The organism is Mycobacterium sp. SMC-14, assembly GCF_046250075.1.
GTDB lineage: Bacteria > Actinomycetota > Actinomycetes > Mycobacteriales > Mycobacteriaceae > Mycobacterium.
The window spans coordinates 4608273-4624100 of record NZ_CP176429.1; the positions used below are offsets into that span (position 1 = coordinate 4608273).

Genomic DNA, 15828 nt, shown 5'->3' on the forward strand with positions numbered 1-15828 from the left:
CGGCACACCGATGGACGCCACCTTGCGGGCGCGCTGGGAACAGCTCCGCGCGCGCGTCGACGACGCATGCCGGGCGGCAGGGCGTTCGCCGGATGAAGTCGATGTGCTGGCGGTGAGCAAGACCTTCGGTCCCGAGCTGATCCGAGAGGCCGTCGACCTGGGCTTGCACCGGTTCGGCGAGAACAAGGTCCAGGAGATCAAGGACAAGTCAGGGCCATTGTCCGACTGCGGAATCGACTGGGTGATGATCGGGCACCTGCAGACGAACAAGGCCGGCGTGGTGGCGCGGCTGGCCGCCGAGGTGCAGTCCCTGGACCGGTCCAAGCTGGCCGTGGCGCTGGACCGTCACCTGCGCGCCTCCGGCCGCGTCATCGACGTGCTGGTGCAGGTCAAGACCTCCGACGAGCCCAGCAAGTACGGTCTGGATCCCGACCAGCTGTTGCCGTTCCTCGACGAGCTGGCCGGCTACTCCACCTTGCGGGTACGCGGCTTGATGACGCTGGCCATCAATACCGACGACCCCGACACCGTCCGCGGCTGCTTCGGCCGGTTGCGCCGGCTACGCGATACCGCCGCCGAACAAGGCCACGACCTGCCGCGGTTGTCGATGGGGATGAGCGGCGACTTCCCGCTGGCGATCGCCGAGGGCGCTACCGAGGTGCGGATCGGGACCGCGCTGTTCGGGTCCCGACCCTACCCCGACTCCTACTACTGGCCAGAGCCCAGCTAGACGCTCACCGGCGCGCGGTGCTTGCTGAACTTCAGCGACTTCTCGTCCACCTTGCCGTGCCGGATCAGCCGCAGGTCCAACAGATAGTTCTGCTTGAGCCGCCACGGGGCCTCCGACCCGGACCGCGGCAGATCGTCCATAGCCCGGCGGAAGTAGCCGGGGCTGAAGTCCATGAACGGCTCTTCCTTCACCGCGGTACCGGGGTGCTGGGCCTCGACCCGGTCGAAACCGTTGTCATCCATGTAGTTGAGCACCCGGCAGACAAACTCCGAGACCAGGTCGGCCTTGAGCGTCCACGACGCGTTGGTGTAGCCAAAGGTCACCGCGGCGTTGGGCACGCCGGAGAACATCAAGCCCTTGTAGGTCATCGCCTTGGGCAGATCGATCGGCTCGCCGTTGCGCAGCAGCGACGCCCCGCCCAGCAGCTGCATGTTCAGGCCGGTCGCGGTGATGATGATGTCCGCCTCGAGTTCCTGGCCGGAGTTCAGCCGGATTCCGGTCTTGGTGAACGTGTCGATGGTGTCGGTGACGACGTCCGCCTTGCCGCTGCGGATGGTCTTGAACAGATCGCCGTTGGGCGCCAAGCACAACCGCTCGTCCCACGGGTTGTAGCGCGGCCCGAAGTGCTTCTGCACGTCGAAGCCTTCCGGCAGCCGGTGCTTGGCCATCGTCATCAGTGTCTTGCGCATGTACTTCGGGAACTTCCGCGCCAGCTGGTACTGGAGGGTGCTGAAGCCGATCGCCTTCCAGCGGTTGGCGAAGTGCGCCGCTTTGGTCGGCAGGAACCGGTTTGCCTGCACGGCGAACGGGTCAACCAGGGGCAGCGCGCCGATGTAGGTCGGCGAACGCTGCAGCATCGTCACATGTCCGGCTCCGGAATTCGCCAACGCGGGAATCAACGTCACCGCGGTGGCGCCGCTGCCGATCACCACGATCTTCTTGCCGGCGTAGTCCAGGTCCTCCGGCCAGTGCTGCGGGTGCACAATGAGGCCGCCGGCGGCGCTGAAGTCCGCGGCGCCCGGGAACTCCGGCGAGTAGCCCTCGGCGTAGTTGTAATAGCCACTGCACGCGAACACGAATGACGCGGTGATCTGCTCTTGCTTGCCGTTGTTGTCGACGGTGACCGTCCACTGGTTGTCGGCGTCAGACCAGTCAGCCGAAACGACCCGGTGGCGGTAGCGGATGTGCTTGTCGATGCCGTTCTCGGTAGCGGCCTCGTTGATGTAGTTCCAGATGTCTGCGCCTTCGGCGATCGAGTGCGCCGACCGCCATGGCTTGAACCGGAAGCCCAGGGTGAACATGTCGGAGTCCGAGCGGATGCCCGGGTACTTGAACAGGTCCCAGGTGCCGCCGAGGTTGTCCCGGCTTTCCAGGATGGCGTAGCTCTTGTTCGGGCAGCGGTCCTGCAGGTGCCAGGCCGCGCTGATACCGGAGATGCCGGCGCCGACGATCACAACATCGAGGTGTTCAGTCATGGCGCCAGGCTATCAACGGGGTGTTGAGTCAGTCAACACCCTGTTGATTAACTCGACATCGTGTAAAGTAGCCGCCATGGCCAGCCCAAATGCGACCCGTCATGGACGCCGTGGGACGCGGCCGTCCGGCGACGATCGCGAGCAGGCGATCTTGGCAACGGCCGAACGACTGCTGGAGGAACGCCCGCTGGGCGAGATCTCCGTCGACGACCTGGCCAAAGGCGCCGGAATCTCGCGACCCACGTTCTACTTCTATTTCAAGTCGAAGGACGCGGTGCTGCTCTCGCTGCTGGAGCCGCTCATCGCGGCGGCCGACTCCGAGTTCGTCGGAGCGGTGCAACGTCTGCCGACCGACCCGCGGCGGATCTGGCGCAACGGCATCAAAGCGTTCTTCGTCGCGTTCAGCTCGCACCGGGCGATCGCCCGGGCCGGCACAGAGGCGCTGGCCACCAGTCCGGAGTTCCGGGCGACGTGGAACGCCTTCATGCAGAAATGGATCCACCAGACCGCCGCGATGATCACCGCCGAACGCGACCGCGGCGCGGCCCCGACGACCATCGACGCTCTGAATCTCGCGACGTCACTGAATCAGATGAACGAGCGGACCATGATGGCCGCGTTGATGGCCGAGCAGCCGTCAGTGCCGCACGATCAGGTGGTCGAAACGTTGACCCACGTCTGGGTCAGCAGCATCTACGGCCAGGCGTCCTGACGCCGACGGGAGCCAGGCGCGTTCAGAAGCCGCCGACGCCGAACCCGGCCAGCAACACCGCAAAGCCGCCAACCTCGCCGATGATCAGCAGCAACATGCCGGCGTGCAGACGCCAACCGAGGTGCTCGAACTGATTAGTGGTGTCGCGCAAGGCGCCGTGCAGCATGTAACTGCCGATCGCGACGACGAAGAAGAACACGATGACCATCGCCGCGACCATGTTCACCCAGGTCGGCCAGGCACTCAGTTCTACGAACACCGCGACCAGCATGGTCGCGAAGGAGTACATCAACGCCGCTCGATGGGCGATGTCAACGTAGACGTGCGCCTGGCGATTCTCCGAGGTAGCGATCTGTTGGTACTTCCACACACCCAACAACAGTGCGAGAAGAAAGATCAGGCCCGCCGACAACAACGTCACCTTGGTGTCGATGTCCAGATTCATGACCACCGGGTGAGCCTACTTCCCGACAACTGAGATTGCGGCTCCGCGGGCCTTGCGATCGCCGCTGGACTCACGGCTCTCGACCCGCCGCTAAGCTCGGCTGGATGCGCTTCGCGTTCAAGACCTCACCGCAGAACACCACCTGGGCTGACATGCTGGCCGTCTGGCGGGCCGCGGACGACATCGACGTCTACGAGTCCGGCTGGACCTTCGACCACTTCTACCCGATCTTCTCCGATCCGACCGGGCCATGCCTGGAGGGTTGGACCACCCTGACGGCGCTGGCCCAGGCCACCACTCGGTTGCGCGTGGGCACCTTGGTGACCGGCATCCATTACCGTCACCCCGCCGTACTGGCCAACATGGCCGCCGCCCTCGACATCATCTCCGGCGGACGGTTGGAGCTGGGGATCGGCGCGGGCTGGAACGAAGTGGAGTCGGGGGCCTACGGCATCGAGTTAGGCAGCATCCGCGAGCGCTTCGACCGCTTCGAGGAGGCCTGCCAGGTCCTCATCAGCCTGTTGAGCACGGACACCACCACCTTTTCCGGCACCTACTATCAACTCACCGACGCTCGCAACGAGCCCAAGGGCCCCCAACGCCCACACCCACCGATCTGCATCGGCGGCAACGGCGAGAAACGCACGCTGAAGATCGCCGCGAAATACGCCCAACATTGGAATTTCGTGGGCGGCACTCCCGCCGAGTTCGCCCGCAAGCGCGACGTGCTGGCCGGCCATTGCGCCGATATCGGACGCGCCCCGGAGCAGATCACCTTGTCGGCGCACCTGCGTTTGGAGCCGGATCTCGACTACGGGCGAGTGATCGAGGACGCTGCAGCACTCGGCGCTGAGGGTTTGGACCTGGCGATCGTCTACCTGCCGACGCCCCACGACCCGGCAGTACTCGAACCGTTGGCGGAGGCGATCCGTGATTCCAGCCTGATGGCTCCGATTACGAATTGATAACGGTCAGCAAACTCTTCCCGGGAGCTGGCGCCGGCCGCCTCGGGTTCCTACGTCGCGAAGCGCAAAAGTTCGTCGGCGGTGACCAAGCGTTCGTGCTTCGCGGGGAACTCTCGGCTCCTGCGTGGATGCCGCAGCAGTGACCAGGCCATACGGCCCATCCGGTATCGGTATATCGGGTTGATGTACACGGCGCTGACCCCCGCCCCGGCTCGGACCAGATTGGAATAATGCGGACCATGTTAACACACTGTTAACGCGGATCGTATAGTTGACCATTAGACACCCGGCGCATGGCAAACAAAACACGACGCGCCGACACTTGGGGCAGAAGTTGCCTAAGTGGTCTGTGGGGATGTAGCGCCGATACGCTCCGCGACCAGTTTGCGCGCTCGGACGATCGGCGCGACGGAGCGCTCGACCTTGGAGCCGACCAGCGCGCCGTCGTAGAGCAGCTGAAGGTCGCCCGCGCGATCCTGCGCGTCGGTAACACCGGCTTGAGCAAGGAGACCCGCCAACGTCGCATGCATCCAGCGACGATGGGCCACCACCGGCTCAAGTTCGGTACCGGCGTACGCGCCGGCCGCGTTGACGTACAGGCACCCGCGGTACCGACGCTTCTTGGCGGCCGCCGCGGCCAGATCGAAGAACAGCAGGATCTGCTCGATGGGATCGTCCAGTCGAGCCGCGGCCCCGTGGTATCGCTTGCGATCAGCCTGATCCAAAGCGGCGAGGTAGGCCAGCACGAGCGCTTCCTTGGAGCCGTAGAGGCTGTAGAGGCTCGCCTTCGCCACCCCGGCTTCGGCCAGGATCCGATCGATGCCCACTTCCCTAATGTCTTGTGCTGCAAAGAGTTCTGTCGCTGTTTCGAGAAGACGTTGCGCGGGCGGCGCACCACGGGCGGCCTGCGAGGCCTGAATCCGGCCCGGGCCGGTCGTGCGCGTCATGGCAGCAGATTAACCCAGTCGCCTCGATAGACAGGGTTGTCTATCGCTGGCACCGTCGTAGCCATCCGACGGCGAAAGGACAACCCCATGACCCTGTACCTCTACGAGATCGCTCCGCTGCGCCTCGACCGTTCCGACGCCGACCGCGCGATCAAGGAACTCGACGCTGTCCTCCATCAAGACGGGGGTGAACTGATCGAGGCCCAGGTGACCGGTGAGGCACACCGGATCTTCGCGATCGCGGAATTCGGCTCCTGTCAGGCGCCTTCGATCGACGCGACCACACTGTCGGTGGACGAGGTCAGTGGCCCACACCCGGTACGGCTGGTCGGCGCCGAGCTCGCGCAACTCAAGGCCGCCCGCCCCGCCGCCGGCTATCTCGTCGAATGGGACCTGCCCGCCGATCTGGACATGGACACCTACTTGGCCCGTAAGAAAGCCAAGTCGCCGAAGTATGCCGACGTCCCCGAGGTGACCTTCTTGCGGACCTACGTGCGCGAAGACATGGACAAGTGCCTGTGCTTCTACGACGCCCCCGACGAGTCCGCGGTCCGCCGCGCTCGTGAAGCCGTCACCACTCCGATCGACCGACTGCACCGCCTGGAAGGCGAGCAGCGGTGAGCGCTCCGGCGGACCTTGTGCAGACCGCGCTGGCCGACCTCACGGCGATCGTGGCGGACCGCGCCGAGGCGCTCGACTCCGGTGGGCTCGACGTCCGCGCCGACCTGGCTCGTTTCGGGTCGGCCGGCTTCTTCGAGTCGGCACTGCGCGACGACGGTCTGCCGGAGCTGGTTTCGATGATCGAACACACCGCGGCGGCGAGTCTGGCGGTCGGATTCTCGTTGTGGGCACACACCATGGCGGTGACCTACTTGGCCCACGCACCGGCACCGGCACGCGCGGAACGCCTGGCGGCGCTGAGCAGCGGTGCCCGCGCGGGAGTGACGGCGATGGCGGCCGGACTCAAGCAGGTCGCCGGCCTTGGCCCGGTTCCACTGGTCGCCGACGGTTCCGGTGACGACCTGCGCATCACCGGGCCGATTCACTGGGCGTCCAACGTCTTCGATGATTCCCTGATCGTGTTGCCGGCCCGCCGACCCGATGGAGCAACCCTGGTAGCGGTGGTCGATGCGAATGATCCGGGCATCACGATCAACCCGGCTCCCGACTTGATGGCGCTGGGAGCCACCGCCTCAACCTCGCTTCGCCTCCACGATGTCCCGGTCCCTCCAGAGCAGATCCTCACCGACGACCTGGCTTCCTTCGTCAGCACCATTCGGCCGACATTTCTGCTGCTGCAGACGGCCTTCTGTGTCGGAGTGGCCGCCGCCGCGATCGAGGGCGCCGGCCACGCCAGCGGCAGGCTGGCCGAGCAGTTCGGTGCCGAGCACGCCGAACTCGGCCAACAGCTTCACGGGTTGCGCGACAAGCTGCTCACCCTGACCGGCCGCTCGCACGCAGCCGGCCTCGCCGAGATCATCCGGCTGCGCCTGGACGCCGCGACGACCGCGGTCGACGCCACCCGGCTGGAATCGACGTTGGCCGGCGGTGCCGGCTACGCCACCCGCAGCGCGGCCAACCGGCGCTTCCGGGAAGCGGCCTTTCTCCCTATCCAATCGCCATCGGAAGGACAACTGCGGTGGGAACTGAGTCGGTACGAGTAGCCCGGGGCAGCAAACGGTTTGGAGCCGTCACCGTCCTGCGCGAGATCAACTTCTCGGTCGGTGACGGTGAGTTCGTCGCGGTCCTGGGCAGCAGTGGCAGCGGCAAATCGACACTGCTGCGGGTGTTGGCCGGACTGGAGTCACTGGACGGCGGCACCGTCACCTGGAACTCCGACGGCAACCGGCAACGCACCGGGGTGGTGTTCCAGCGGCCGCTGCTGATGCCGTGGTTGAGCGTCGCCGACAATGTCGCCTACGCAAGGCGGTTCGCCGCCCACCGAGCGGACTTCGACCAGGCGCGCGCCACTGAGTTGATGACCCGCTTCGGTGTCGACCAGCTGGCCGACCGCTATCCCGATCAACTGTCCGGAGGTCAGGCGCAACGCGTGGCCATTTTGCGTGCGGTGGCCACCAACCCGCGGTTGCTGTTGCTCGACGAGCCTTTCAGCGCACTGGATCCCACCACCCGCACCGACTTGCAGGGCTGGCTGGCCCAGTTGGCGGCCGAGCTGCGGGTGACCGTTGTGCTGGTCACGCACGATGTCGACGAGGCACTACGACTGGCCGAGCGGGTTGTGCTGCTCGGCGCCGACGGGCGCCTGCGAAGTGAGTGGTCGGTCAGCAGCACCGCACCAGGCGGTCACACCGGCCTGCGCCAGGAGATCCTCGCGCACTACGACGCCGAACCCATCGGCGTCGCCGGGGCGCGGTCGTGACCGCACTGACCCGACGCAGGTTGCTGATCGGCGCGGCGGCAGCTGCGGCGGCCGGCGGCGCCTTCGGTATCGGTGACCTGGCCCGCAGCGCAACCGCCAGCCGCGCGGCCGACACCGGCGGCCCGCTGCGTATCGGTTATCTGCCGATCACCGACGCTGCGCCCCTGTTGCTGGCGCACAGCGCAGCGTTGTATCCGGCTGGGCTGGTCAGTTCGGCCAAACCGGTGCTGTTCCGCAGCTGGGCAGCGCTGGGCGAGGCCTTCGTCACGGGCAAGGTGGATGTGGTGCATCTGCTGATGCCGATGGCCGTCCAGCTGCGCTACGCGCTGGGCGGTGGAGTTCGGGTATTGGGCTGGAATCACACCAACGGTTCGGCGCTGACCGTGGCCCCGCACATCGAGGACCTGGCAGACCTGGCCGGTACCCAAGTCGCGATCCCGTTCTGGTGGTCCATCCACAACATTGTCTTGCAGCAGCTGCTGCGCGCACACGGTTTGCGACCGGTGGTGCGGCGCAGCGCTTCTCGCTCCGCACGCACCGTCGAGCTGATCGTGATGAGCCCGTCGGACATGGTGCCCGCGCTGGCCAACCGCTCGATCGGCGGCTACGTCGTCGCGGACCCGTTCAACGCGGTCGCGCAGATCAAGAAGATCGGCCGGATCCACACCTTCCTCGGCGACGTGTGGCGTGACCACGCCTGCTGTGCACTGATCACCCGAGACGACGTGATCGCCCAGCGGCCCAACGCCATCCAACAGGTGACCGACGCCGTGGTCGGTGCCCAGCTGCTTCTGAACGATGACCGGGTCAAGGCGGCCAAAGCACTTGGCGGCGGCCGCTACCTCCCGCAACCCGTGCCGGCGGTTCAGCTGGCGTTGACCTATCCCGATCCCCCGTATCCGCTGGCGCATCCGGACTGGCAACCGCAGCGGCTCGGCTTCACCCCGTTCCCCTTTGCCGGCTTCACCCACCGCCTCGTAGAAGCGATGGGTGAGACGGTCATCGACGGCGATCGCCGCTTCCTGGACCGGCTAGACCCGGCCCGGGTGCACGCTGACCTGGTCGACGACCAGTTCGTGCGATCCGCCTTGGCGCAACACGGTGGGCCGGGGGCGTTCGGCTTGACCGCATCACTGGACCGAGAAGAACAGGTACATGCCTTATGACCACCATCGCAGTGCAGCCCAATGACCAACCTGCCCCAGATGCCGGTACGGGTGCACGGTCGCTGTGGTGGCCGCGGGTCTGGCCCCCGGTCGCCAGCGTCGGCGTGGCCATCACGCTGTGGTGGGCCGCGACTTCTGTGCTCTGCGCCCCGGCGTCGCTGCTGCGACAGACCGCACCGCAGCATGTCGTTGTCGCACTGGCGAACCTGGTCGGTCGGGGCGTGCTGGTGTCCGACACCGCGGTGAGCCTTTACCGTCTGCTGATCGGCCTGCTGATCGCCGCACTGGTCGGCATCCCGGCCGGCCTGCTCGTCGGCTTGAGTCGCACCGCAGAGCGGGCGGCCGGGCCGGTGGTGGCGTTCCTGCGGATGATCTCACCACTGTCGTGGACCCCGATCATCGTGGCGGTGTTCGGCATCGGCAGCCAGCCGGTGATCTTCCTGATCGCCGCCGCGGCGGTCTGGCCGGTGCTGCTCGGAACCGTCGCCGGAGTGCATGCGATCGACCCGGGCTACCTGCATGTCGCGCGGTCGTTGCACGCCAGCCGGTTCGAGCAGTTGACCGCTGTGGTCCTGCCGGCGGTTCGCGTTCAGGTACAGAACGGTCTGCGACTGGCTCTGGGCATCGCCTGGGTGGTCCTGGTGCCCGCCGAAATGCTCGGCGTGCGATCAGGACTGGGGTATCAGATCCTCAACGCCCGCGACCAGCTCGCCTACGACCAGGTCGTCGCGGTGATCGCCGTGATCGGCGTCCTCGGCTACCTGCTCGACCTGGCCGCCCGCATCCTGCTCGCGCCACGCCGGAGCGCCGCGAGCTGAATGCGGGCTGGCCGGCTCAGCGAAGCGGGGCCGCGGTCGCGGCGATCGGCGACGGCAATGCGGTGCGGCCCATCAGATACCGGTCCACACTCGCAGCGGCACCGCGCCCTTCGGCGATGGCCCACACGATGAGGGACTGGCCTCGGCCCATGTCGCCGGCGACGTAGACACCCGGTATCGCTGTCGCGTACTCCGCGTCGCGGGCCACGCTGCCGCGCTCGGTGAACTCCACGCCCAGATCGGCCAGCAGCGGCGAACGTTCCGGCCCGACGAATCCCATCGCAAGCAGCACCAGGTCGGCTTCGAGCTCGAAGTCGGTGCCCTCCACCTTCTCGAAGCCACCACCCCGGCGGCGCACCTCGTGGGCCCGCAACCCGGTCACCCGGCCGTCGCGGCCGGTGAACGCCTCGGTGTTGACCGAGAACACCCGGTCACCACCCTCTTCGTGCGCAGATGTGGTCCGCATGATCAACGGGTACGTCGGCCACGGGGTGGAAGGATCACGGATCTCCGGAGGACGCGGCATGATCTCGAACTGGTGCACGCACGTCCCGCCCTGGCGGTGCACCGTGCCCAGACAGTCGGCGCCGGTGTCACCCCCACCGATGATGACCACCTTCTTGCCGTGCGCGGTGATCGGCGGCTCCGCCAGGTCGCCGGCCTGCACCCGGTTCGCCCACGGCAGGTATTCCATCGCCTGATGAATGCCGTCGAGCTCCCGGCCCGGGACCGGTAGGTCTCGCCAGGCGGTAGCGCCGCCGGCCAACACAACCGCATCGAATTCTTCGCGCAGCTGCTCGACCGTCAGATCCACCCCGACGTTGACACTCGTCTTGAATAGTGTTCCCTCGCCGGCCATCTGCTCCAAACGCCGGTCCAAGACGCGCTTCTCCATCTTGAATTCCGGTATGCCGTAACGCAGTAGCCCACCGATACGGTCGTCGCGCTCGAAAACGGTGACCGTGTGCCCACCCCGGGTGAGTTGCTGGGCGGCGGCCAACCCGGCCGGCCCCGAGCCCACCACCGCGACCGACTTCCCGGTGCGGACAGACGGCGGGATCGGCTGCGCCCAGCCTTCGGCGAAGCCGCGTTCGACGATCTCGTACTCGACCTGCTTGATAGTCACCGGCTGCTGGTTGATGCCGAGCACACAGGCCGGTTCGCACGGCGCGGGGCAGAGCCGCCCGGTGAAGTCGGGGAAGTTGTTCGTGGCGTGCAGCCTGTCGAATGCCTCACGCCAGCGCCCGGTACGCACCAGGTCGTTCCACTCCGGGATCAGATTGCCCAACGGACAGCCGTGGTGGCAGAACGGAATACCGCAATCCATGCAGCGTCCGGCCTGCTGGCGCAGGGTGTCCTCGGCGAAGTCCTGATACACCTCGTTCCAGTCGCCCAGCCGCTCGGAGACCGGGCGGCGCGACGGCAGAGTGCGCTCGGGGTTGTAGAGAAATCCTCTCGGGTCAGCCATGAGCCGCCGCCATAATTGCCTCCTCTGGGTCTGTGCCACTGGCTTTCGCCTCGGCGACCGCGGCGAGAACCCGCCGGTAGTCGCGCGGCATCACTTTGACGAAGTCCCGTCCGCGGTTGGCCCAATCGGCCAGGATCGCGCGAGCGGGCACCGAGTCGGTGGCGGCGATATGCGCCGCCAACACGTCACGCAGCCAAGCCACATCGTCGGCGTCGAAATCGTCGAATGTGTCGAGGTCCACCATCTCGGTGTTCAGCCGGTAGCCCAGCTGCCGGTCCGGGTCATAGACGTAGGCCACGCCCCCCGACATGCCGGCGGCGAAGTTGCGCCCGGTCGGACCCAACACCACCACTTTGCCCCCGGTCATGTACTCACAACCGTGGTCACCGACTCCTTCGACCACCGCCACCGCACCGGAGTTGCGGACCGCGAACCGTTCCCCGACCACCCCGCGCAGGAACACCTCACCGGACGTGGCGCCGAACAGAATCACGTTGCCGCCGATGATGTTTTCTTCGGCGACGTAGCCGTCTGGCGCGTCCAGCGGAGGACGGACCACGATCCGACCACCGGACAGACCCTTGGCGACGTAGTCGTTGGCGTCGCCAAAGACCCGCAGGGTGATCCCCGGTGGCAGGAATGCCCCGAAGCTGTTGCCGGCCGACCCGGTGAAGGTGATGTCGATGGTTCCCTCTGGCAACCCCTGAGCACCATAGGCTTTGGTGACCTCATAGCCGAGCATCGTCCCGACGGTCCGGTTGACGTTGGATATCGCGCTGCTGAACTTGACCGGGGCGCCCGCATCCAGAGCCTCGCGACTCATGGCGATCAGCTGCTGGTCCAATGCCTTGTCCAGACCATGATCCTGACTGGAAGTGCAGTACAGATCCTGGTTCATGAATGCTGATTCCGGTTCGTGCAGAACCGGTGCGAGGTCTAGCTTGTGGGCCTTCCAGTGGGCCCGCGCCAGCGTGGTGTCCAGTGCGTTCACCTGCCCGACAGCCTCGTTGATGGTGCGGAACCCCAATGCCGCTAGGTACTCGCGAACCTCTTCGGCGATGAACCAGAAGAAGTTCTCAACGAACTCCGGCTGGCCATTGAACCGTTCACGCAACTGCGGGTTCTGAGTTGCCACACCTACCGGGCAGGTATCCAGGTGGCAGACCCGCATCATGATGCAGCCCGACACCACCAATGGCGCAGTGGCGAAACCGAATTCCTCGGCCCCCAGCAGCGCCGCGATCACCACGTCGCGACCGGTCTTGAGCTGGCCGTCCACCTGCACCACAATTCGGTCCCGAAGTCCGTTGAGCAGCAAGGTCTGTTGGGTTTCGGCCAACCCCAGCTCCCACGGCGCTCCGGCGTGCTTGAGCGAGGTCAGCGGCGCTGCACCGGTGCCCCCGTCGTGACCGGAGATCAACACCACGTCGGCGTGTGCCTTGGACACGCCGGCCGCCACGGTTCCGACACCGTTCTCGGCGACCAGCTTCACGTGGATGCGGGCCTCCGGGTTGGCGTTCTTCAGGTCGTGGATCAGCTGCTTGAGGTCCTCGATGGAGTAGATGTCGTGGTGCGGCGGCGGAGAGATCAACCCGACACCCGGGGTGGCATGCCGAACCTCGGCGATCCACGGATACACCTTGTTGCCCGGAAGCTGACCGCCCTCACCGGGCTTGGCCCCCTGCGCGATCTTGATCTGCAGATCAGTGCAGTTGACCAGGTATTCGCTCGTCACGCCGAATCGCGCCGAGGCGACCTGCTTGATCGCGCTACGCCGCCAGGAGCCATCTGCATCGGGAAGGAAGCGGCCGGAATGCTCGCCGCCCTCACCGCAGTTGGAGCGGCCGCCGATCCGGTTCATCGCGATCGCCAACGTTTCGTGTGCCTCCGCGGAGATCGAGCCGTAACTCATCGCGCCGGTGGCGAACCGCTTGACGATCTCGGTGGCCGGTTCCACCTCTTCGACGGGAACCGGTGGCCGCTCACCGGCCTTGAATCGCAGCAGACCACGCAGCGTGGCCAGCCGTTCACTCTGGTCGTCGACCAGCTTGGTGTACTCCTTGAAAACCGAGTACTGGCCCGTTCGGGTGGAATGCTGCAGTTTGAACACCGTCTCCGGGTTGAACAAGTGGTGTTCGCCCTCGCGTCGCCACTGGTACTCCCCACCCACCGGCAGTTCGCGGTGCGCCCGCTCTTCCGGGCGATCCAGGTAGGCCAGCGCGTGGCGGGCGGCGACATCGGCGGCGATGTCGTCCAGGGTGATCCCGCCGATCGGGCAGTACAGACCGGTGAAGTATTGGTCGAGGACGTCTTGGGAGATGCCGATCGGCTGGAACAGTTGCGCCCCGGTGTAGGACGCCCGCGTCGAGATCCCCATCTTGGACATGACTTTCAGCACGCCTTTGCCGGCGGCCTTGGCGTAGTTGGACAATGCCTTGTCGCGTTCGAGGCCTTCGATCAGGCCCCGGTCGAGCATGTCCTCGACGGACTCGAACGCCAGGTACGGGTTGACCGCGGCGGCGCCGAACCCGATCAGCGCCGCCATGTGGTGCACCTCTCGGGCGTCACCGGACTCGACCACCAGGCCGACCTTGGTGCGGGACCGCTCGGCGACCAGGTGGTGATGTACGGCCGCGGTGGCCAACAGCGACGGGATGGGAGCCATGGTCTCGTCGGACTCCCGATCGGAGATCACCAGGAAGCTGGCGCCCTCGGCGATCGCCTCCGAGGCCCGGGCGCACACTTGCTTGAGCGCTGCGCGCAACCCGGCACCGCCCGCGGCAGGCGGATACAAACAGCTGATGACGGCCGTAGACAGGCCGTGCGGGCCCCGGGAACCGATCCGCTGGTCCGGGCTGAGCTTCACCAGCTTCGCCAGCTCGGAGTTGCTCAAGATCGGCTGCGACAGCACGATCTGCCGCCAGGTGGGTTCATCGGTGTTGAGCAGGTCGCCTTCCGGCCCGAGCGCACCTTGCAGGCTGGTGATCACCTCTTCGCGGATGGCGTCCAACGGTGGGTTGGTAACCTGGGCGAACAACTGCTGAAAGTAGTCGAACAGCAGCCGAGGCCGCGCCGAGAGCACCGCCACCGGGGTGTCCGTACCCATGGATCCGATCGGCTCAGCGCCGGCACGCGCCATGGGCGCGAGTACCAAATTGAGCTCTTCATAGGTGTAGCCGAACATATGCTGCCGCAACAGAACCCGGTGATGCTCCATCCGCGGTGCGTCACCGGGGGGCAGCTCGTCGATTCCGATCAGGCACTCGTCGATCCACTGCTGGTACGGCCGCTCACCGGCCAGCGTCGATTTGACCTCGCGATCCGAGATGATCCGCCCGGCGGCGGTGTCCACCAGGAACATCTTGCCGGGCTGCAACCGCTGCCGGTGCACCACCGTGGCCGGGTCCAGGTCGAGTACCCCGGCCTCGGACGCCATGACCACCAGCCCGTCCGCGGTGACCCAGATACGCGATGGCCGCAGGCCGTTGCGGTCCAACACGGCACCCACCACGGTGCCGTCGGTGAAGGTCATCGAGGCCGGGCCGTCCCACGGCTCCATCAGCGAGTCGTGGTACTCGTAAAAGGCCCGCGTCGGCCCATCCATGCTTTCGTGGCGTTCCCAGGCCTCCGGGATCATCATCAGCACCGCGTGCGGCAGGCTGCGGCCCCCCAGATGCAGCAGCTCGAGTACCTCATCGAACCGGGCGGTGTCGGACGCGCCCGGCGTGCAGATCGGAAACAGCTTGTCGACTGTGCTTTTCGCGCCCCCCGAGCGTCCGGAGCCGAAGACCTCGGTACGGATCAGCGCCTCCCGGGCGCGCATCCAGTTCTCGTTGCCGGTGACGGTGTTGATCTCCCCGTTGTGCGCGATACGACGGAACGGGTGTGCCAGCGGCCACGAGGGAAAAGTGTTGGTGGAGAACCGGGAATGCACGAGGCCCAACGCGCTCTGCATCCGCGCGTCTGCCAGATCCGGATAGAACGCCTTGAGCTGCGGCGTGGTCAGCATGCCCTTATACACCATGGTTCGGCCGGAAAGACTTGGGAAATAAACGGATTCCCGTCCCGGTCCGTCCTGACCCGGGCCCTTGCTGCCCAGCTCGTGTTCGGCGCGCTTGCGCACGACATAGGCACGCCGCTCCAAAGTCATGCCAGACGCCCCGCCGATGAACAGCTGCCGGAAGCCGGGCATCGCGTCGCGGGCCAGCGCACCCAACGACGAGTCGTCGATCGGCACTTCGCGCCAGCCGAGCACCTGCAGGCCCTCGGCTTCCACGATCTTCTCGAGGCCGACGCAGGCTGCCGCCGACTCTTTGGCCGACTGCGGCAGAAAGGCGATCCCGGTGGCGTAGCTGCCTTCGGGAGGCAGCTCGAAATCGGTTACGGCCCGCAGGAACAGATCCGGGATCTGGATCAGAATCCCGGCCCCGTCGCCGCTGTTCGGTTCGGCTCCGGCAGCTCCTCGGTGCTCCAAGTTGAGCAGCGCCGTGATCGACTTGTCGACGATGTCGCGACTGCGTCGGCCATGGATATCGACCACCATGGCCACCCCACACGCGTCATGTTCGAACGCGGGGTTGTAGAGCCCCACCCGACTGGGTGCCATCGCCACCTAACCCTTCGCACATCCCTGCCCGTTGCCCTCAATGGACAAGCGGTCAAGGGGATTGGTCCGTGCGACGTTGAACGGCGTTCCTGCCTGAAAAATCTCACAGGCAACGC

Annotated in this window: 13 protein-coding genes; 8 read left to right on the plus strand and 5 right to left on the minus strand. The window is 66.2% G+C overall.

The window, feature by feature from the left end; all coding sequences use genetic code 11:
• Positions 1 to 10 precede the first annotated feature (10 nt).
• Entirely contained in the window at positions 11 to 730 is a 720-nt protein-coding gene (locus tag ACKY0W_RS21395) for a YggS family pyridoxal phosphate-dependent enzyme (RefSeq protein WP_409435717.1), read from the plus strand.
• Here the strand turns inward: ACKY0W_RS21395 and ACKY0W_RS21400 are convergent.
• Entirely contained in the window at positions 727 to 2205 is a 1479-nt protein-coding gene (locus ACKY0W_RS21400; protein WP_409435718.1) for a flavin-containing monooxygenase, read from the minus strand. The genes ACKY0W_RS21395 and ACKY0W_RS21400 overlap by 4 nt on opposite strands.
• A 76-nt stretch (positions 2206 to 2281) precedes the next feature.
• Between ACKY0W_RS21400 and ACKY0W_RS21405 the strand changes: the two genes are divergently transcribed.
• Entirely contained in the window at positions 2282 to 2917 is a 636-nt protein-coding gene (locus tag ACKY0W_RS21405; protein WP_406756663.1) for a TetR/AcrR family transcriptional regulator, read from the plus strand.
• Positions 2918 to 2939: 22 nt separating this feature from the next.
• On the opposite strand, the gene ACKY0W_RS21410 is transcribed toward ACKY0W_RS21405, so the two are convergent.
• Positions 2940 to 3362 carry a hypothetical protein gene (locus ACKY0W_RS21410; protein ID WP_409437882.1) on the minus strand — a complete coding sequence of 141 codons (423 nt, stop codon included), beginning with the start codon at positions 3360 to 3362 and terminating at the stop codon, positions 2940 to 2942.
• Positions 3363 to 3466: 104 nt separating this feature from the next.
• Here ACKY0W_RS21410 and ACKY0W_RS21415 point away from each other — a divergent pair, with 104 nt between their 5' ends.
• Positions 3467 to 4327 carry an LLM class F420-dependent oxidoreductase gene (locus tag ACKY0W_RS21415; protein WP_409435719.1) on the plus strand — a complete coding sequence of 287 codons (861 nt, stop codon included), beginning with the start codon at positions 3467 to 3469 and terminating at the stop codon, positions 4325 to 4327.
• Between the two features lie 338 nt (positions 4328 to 4665).
• Here ACKY0W_RS21415 and ACKY0W_RS21420 read toward each other — a convergent pair whose 3' ends face one another.
• Complete coding sequence (locus ACKY0W_RS21420; protein ID WP_409435720.1) at positions 4666 to 5274, minus strand: TetR/AcrR family transcriptional regulator; 609 nt, start codon at positions 5272 to 5274, stop codon at positions 4666 to 4668.
• An 87-nt stretch (positions 5275 to 5361) separates the two neighbouring features.
• On the opposite strand from ACKY0W_RS21420, the gene ACKY0W_RS21425 reads away from it, so the two are divergent.
• The 5 genes from ACKY0W_RS21425 to ACKY0W_RS21445 are packed head-to-tail and all read left to right on the plus strand — an operon-like array spanning position 5362 to position 9638.
• On the plus strand, positions 5362 to 5895 hold the full coding sequence (locus tag ACKY0W_RS21425) for a DUF4242 domain-containing protein (protein WP_409435721.1): 534 nt from the start codon (positions 5362 to 5364) through the stop codon (positions 5893 to 5895).
• On the plus strand, positions 5892 to 6938 hold the full coding sequence (locus ACKY0W_RS21430; protein ID WP_409435722.1) for an acyl-CoA dehydrogenase: 1047 nt from the start codon (positions 5892 to 5894) through the stop codon (positions 6936 to 6938). The genes ACKY0W_RS21425 and ACKY0W_RS21430 overlap by 4 nt, the downstream gene beginning before the upstream one ends.
• Positions 6914 to 7654, plus strand: a complete 741-nt coding sequence (locus tag ACKY0W_RS21435) for an ABC transporter ATP-binding protein (protein ID WP_409435723.1) — start codon at positions 6914 to 6916, stop codon at positions 7652 to 7654. The genes ACKY0W_RS21430 and ACKY0W_RS21435 overlap by 25 nt, the downstream gene beginning before the upstream one ends.
• Entirely contained in the window at positions 7651 to 8820 is a 1170-nt protein-coding gene (locus tag ACKY0W_RS21440; RefSeq protein ID WP_409435724.1) for an ABC transporter substrate-binding protein, read from the plus strand. The genes ACKY0W_RS21435 and ACKY0W_RS21440 overlap by 4 nt, the downstream gene beginning before the upstream one ends.
• A complete protein-coding gene (locus tag ACKY0W_RS21445) occupies positions 8817 to 9638 on the plus strand; it encodes an ABC transporter permease (RefSeq protein WP_409435725.1) in 822 nt (273 codons plus the stop codon). The genes ACKY0W_RS21440 and ACKY0W_RS21445 overlap by 4 nt, the downstream gene beginning before the upstream one ends.
• Before the next feature lie 16 nt (positions 9639 to 9654).
• On the opposite strand, the gene ACKY0W_RS21450 is transcribed toward ACKY0W_RS21445, so the two are convergent.
• Both ACKY0W_RS21450 and gltB read right to left on the minus strand, forming a co-directional pair.
• The gene (locus ACKY0W_RS21450) at positions 9655 to 11106 is read right to left on the minus strand and encodes a glutamate synthase subunit beta (RefSeq protein ID WP_409435726.1); all 1452 of its coding nucleotides are present in this window, start codon (positions 11104 to 11106) and stop codon (positions 9655 to 9657) included.
• Positions 11099 to 15712: a glutamate synthase large subunit gene (gene gltB / locus ACKY0W_RS21455; protein ID WP_409435727.1), complete on the minus strand. Its 4614-nt coding sequence runs from the start codon at positions 15710 to 15712 to the stop codon at positions 11099 to 11101. Before gltB ends, ACKY0W_RS21450 begins: the two co-directional genes overlap by 8 nt.
• Positions 15713 to 15828: the final 116 nt, after the last annotated feature.

What these genes read in the sequence shown, in the direction of transcription:
- ACKY0W_RS21395 (WP_409435717.1), top strand. Translation starts at nt 11, where the DNA reads ATGGACGCCACCTTGCGGGCGCGCTGGGAACAGCTCCGCGCGCGCGTC.
- ACKY0W_RS21425 (WP_409435721.1), top strand. Translation starts at nt 5,362, where the DNA reads ATGACCCTGTACCTCTACGAGATCGCTCCGCTGCGCCTCGACCGTTCC.
- ACKY0W_RS21445 (WP_409435725.1), top strand. Translation starts at nt 8,817, where the DNA reads ATGACCACCATCGCAGTGCAGCCCAATGACCAACCTGCCCCAGATGCC.
- ACKY0W_RS21410 (WP_409437882.1), bottom strand. Translation starts at nt 3,362, where the DNA reads ATGAATCTGGACATCGACACCAAGGTGACGTTGTTGTCGGCGGGCCTG.
- gltB (WP_409435727.1), bottom strand. Translation starts at nt 15,712, where the DNA reads ATGGCACCCAGTCGGGTGGGGCTCTACAACCCCGCGTTCGAACATGAC.
- ACKY0W_RS21420 (WP_409435720.1), bottom strand. Translation starts at nt 5,274, where the DNA reads ATGACGCGCACGACCGGCCCGGGCCGGATTCAGGCCTCGCAGGCCGCC.
- ACKY0W_RS21400 (WP_409435718.1), bottom strand. Translation starts at nt 2,205, where the DNA reads ATGACTGAACACCTCGATGTTGTGATCGTCGGCGCCGGCATCTCCGGT.
- ACKY0W_RS21450 (WP_409435726.1), bottom strand. Translation starts at nt 11,106, where the DNA reads ATGGCTGACCCGAGAGGATTTCTCTACAACCCCGAGCGCACTCTGCCG.
- ACKY0W_RS21415 (WP_409435719.1), top strand. Translation starts at nt 3,467, where the DNA reads ATGCGCTTCGCGTTCAAGACCTCACCGCAGAACACCACCTGGGCTGAC.
- ACKY0W_RS21405 (WP_406756663.1), top strand. Translation starts at nt 2,282, where the DNA reads ATGGCCAGCCCAAATGCGACCCGTCATGGACGCCGTGGGACGCGGCCG.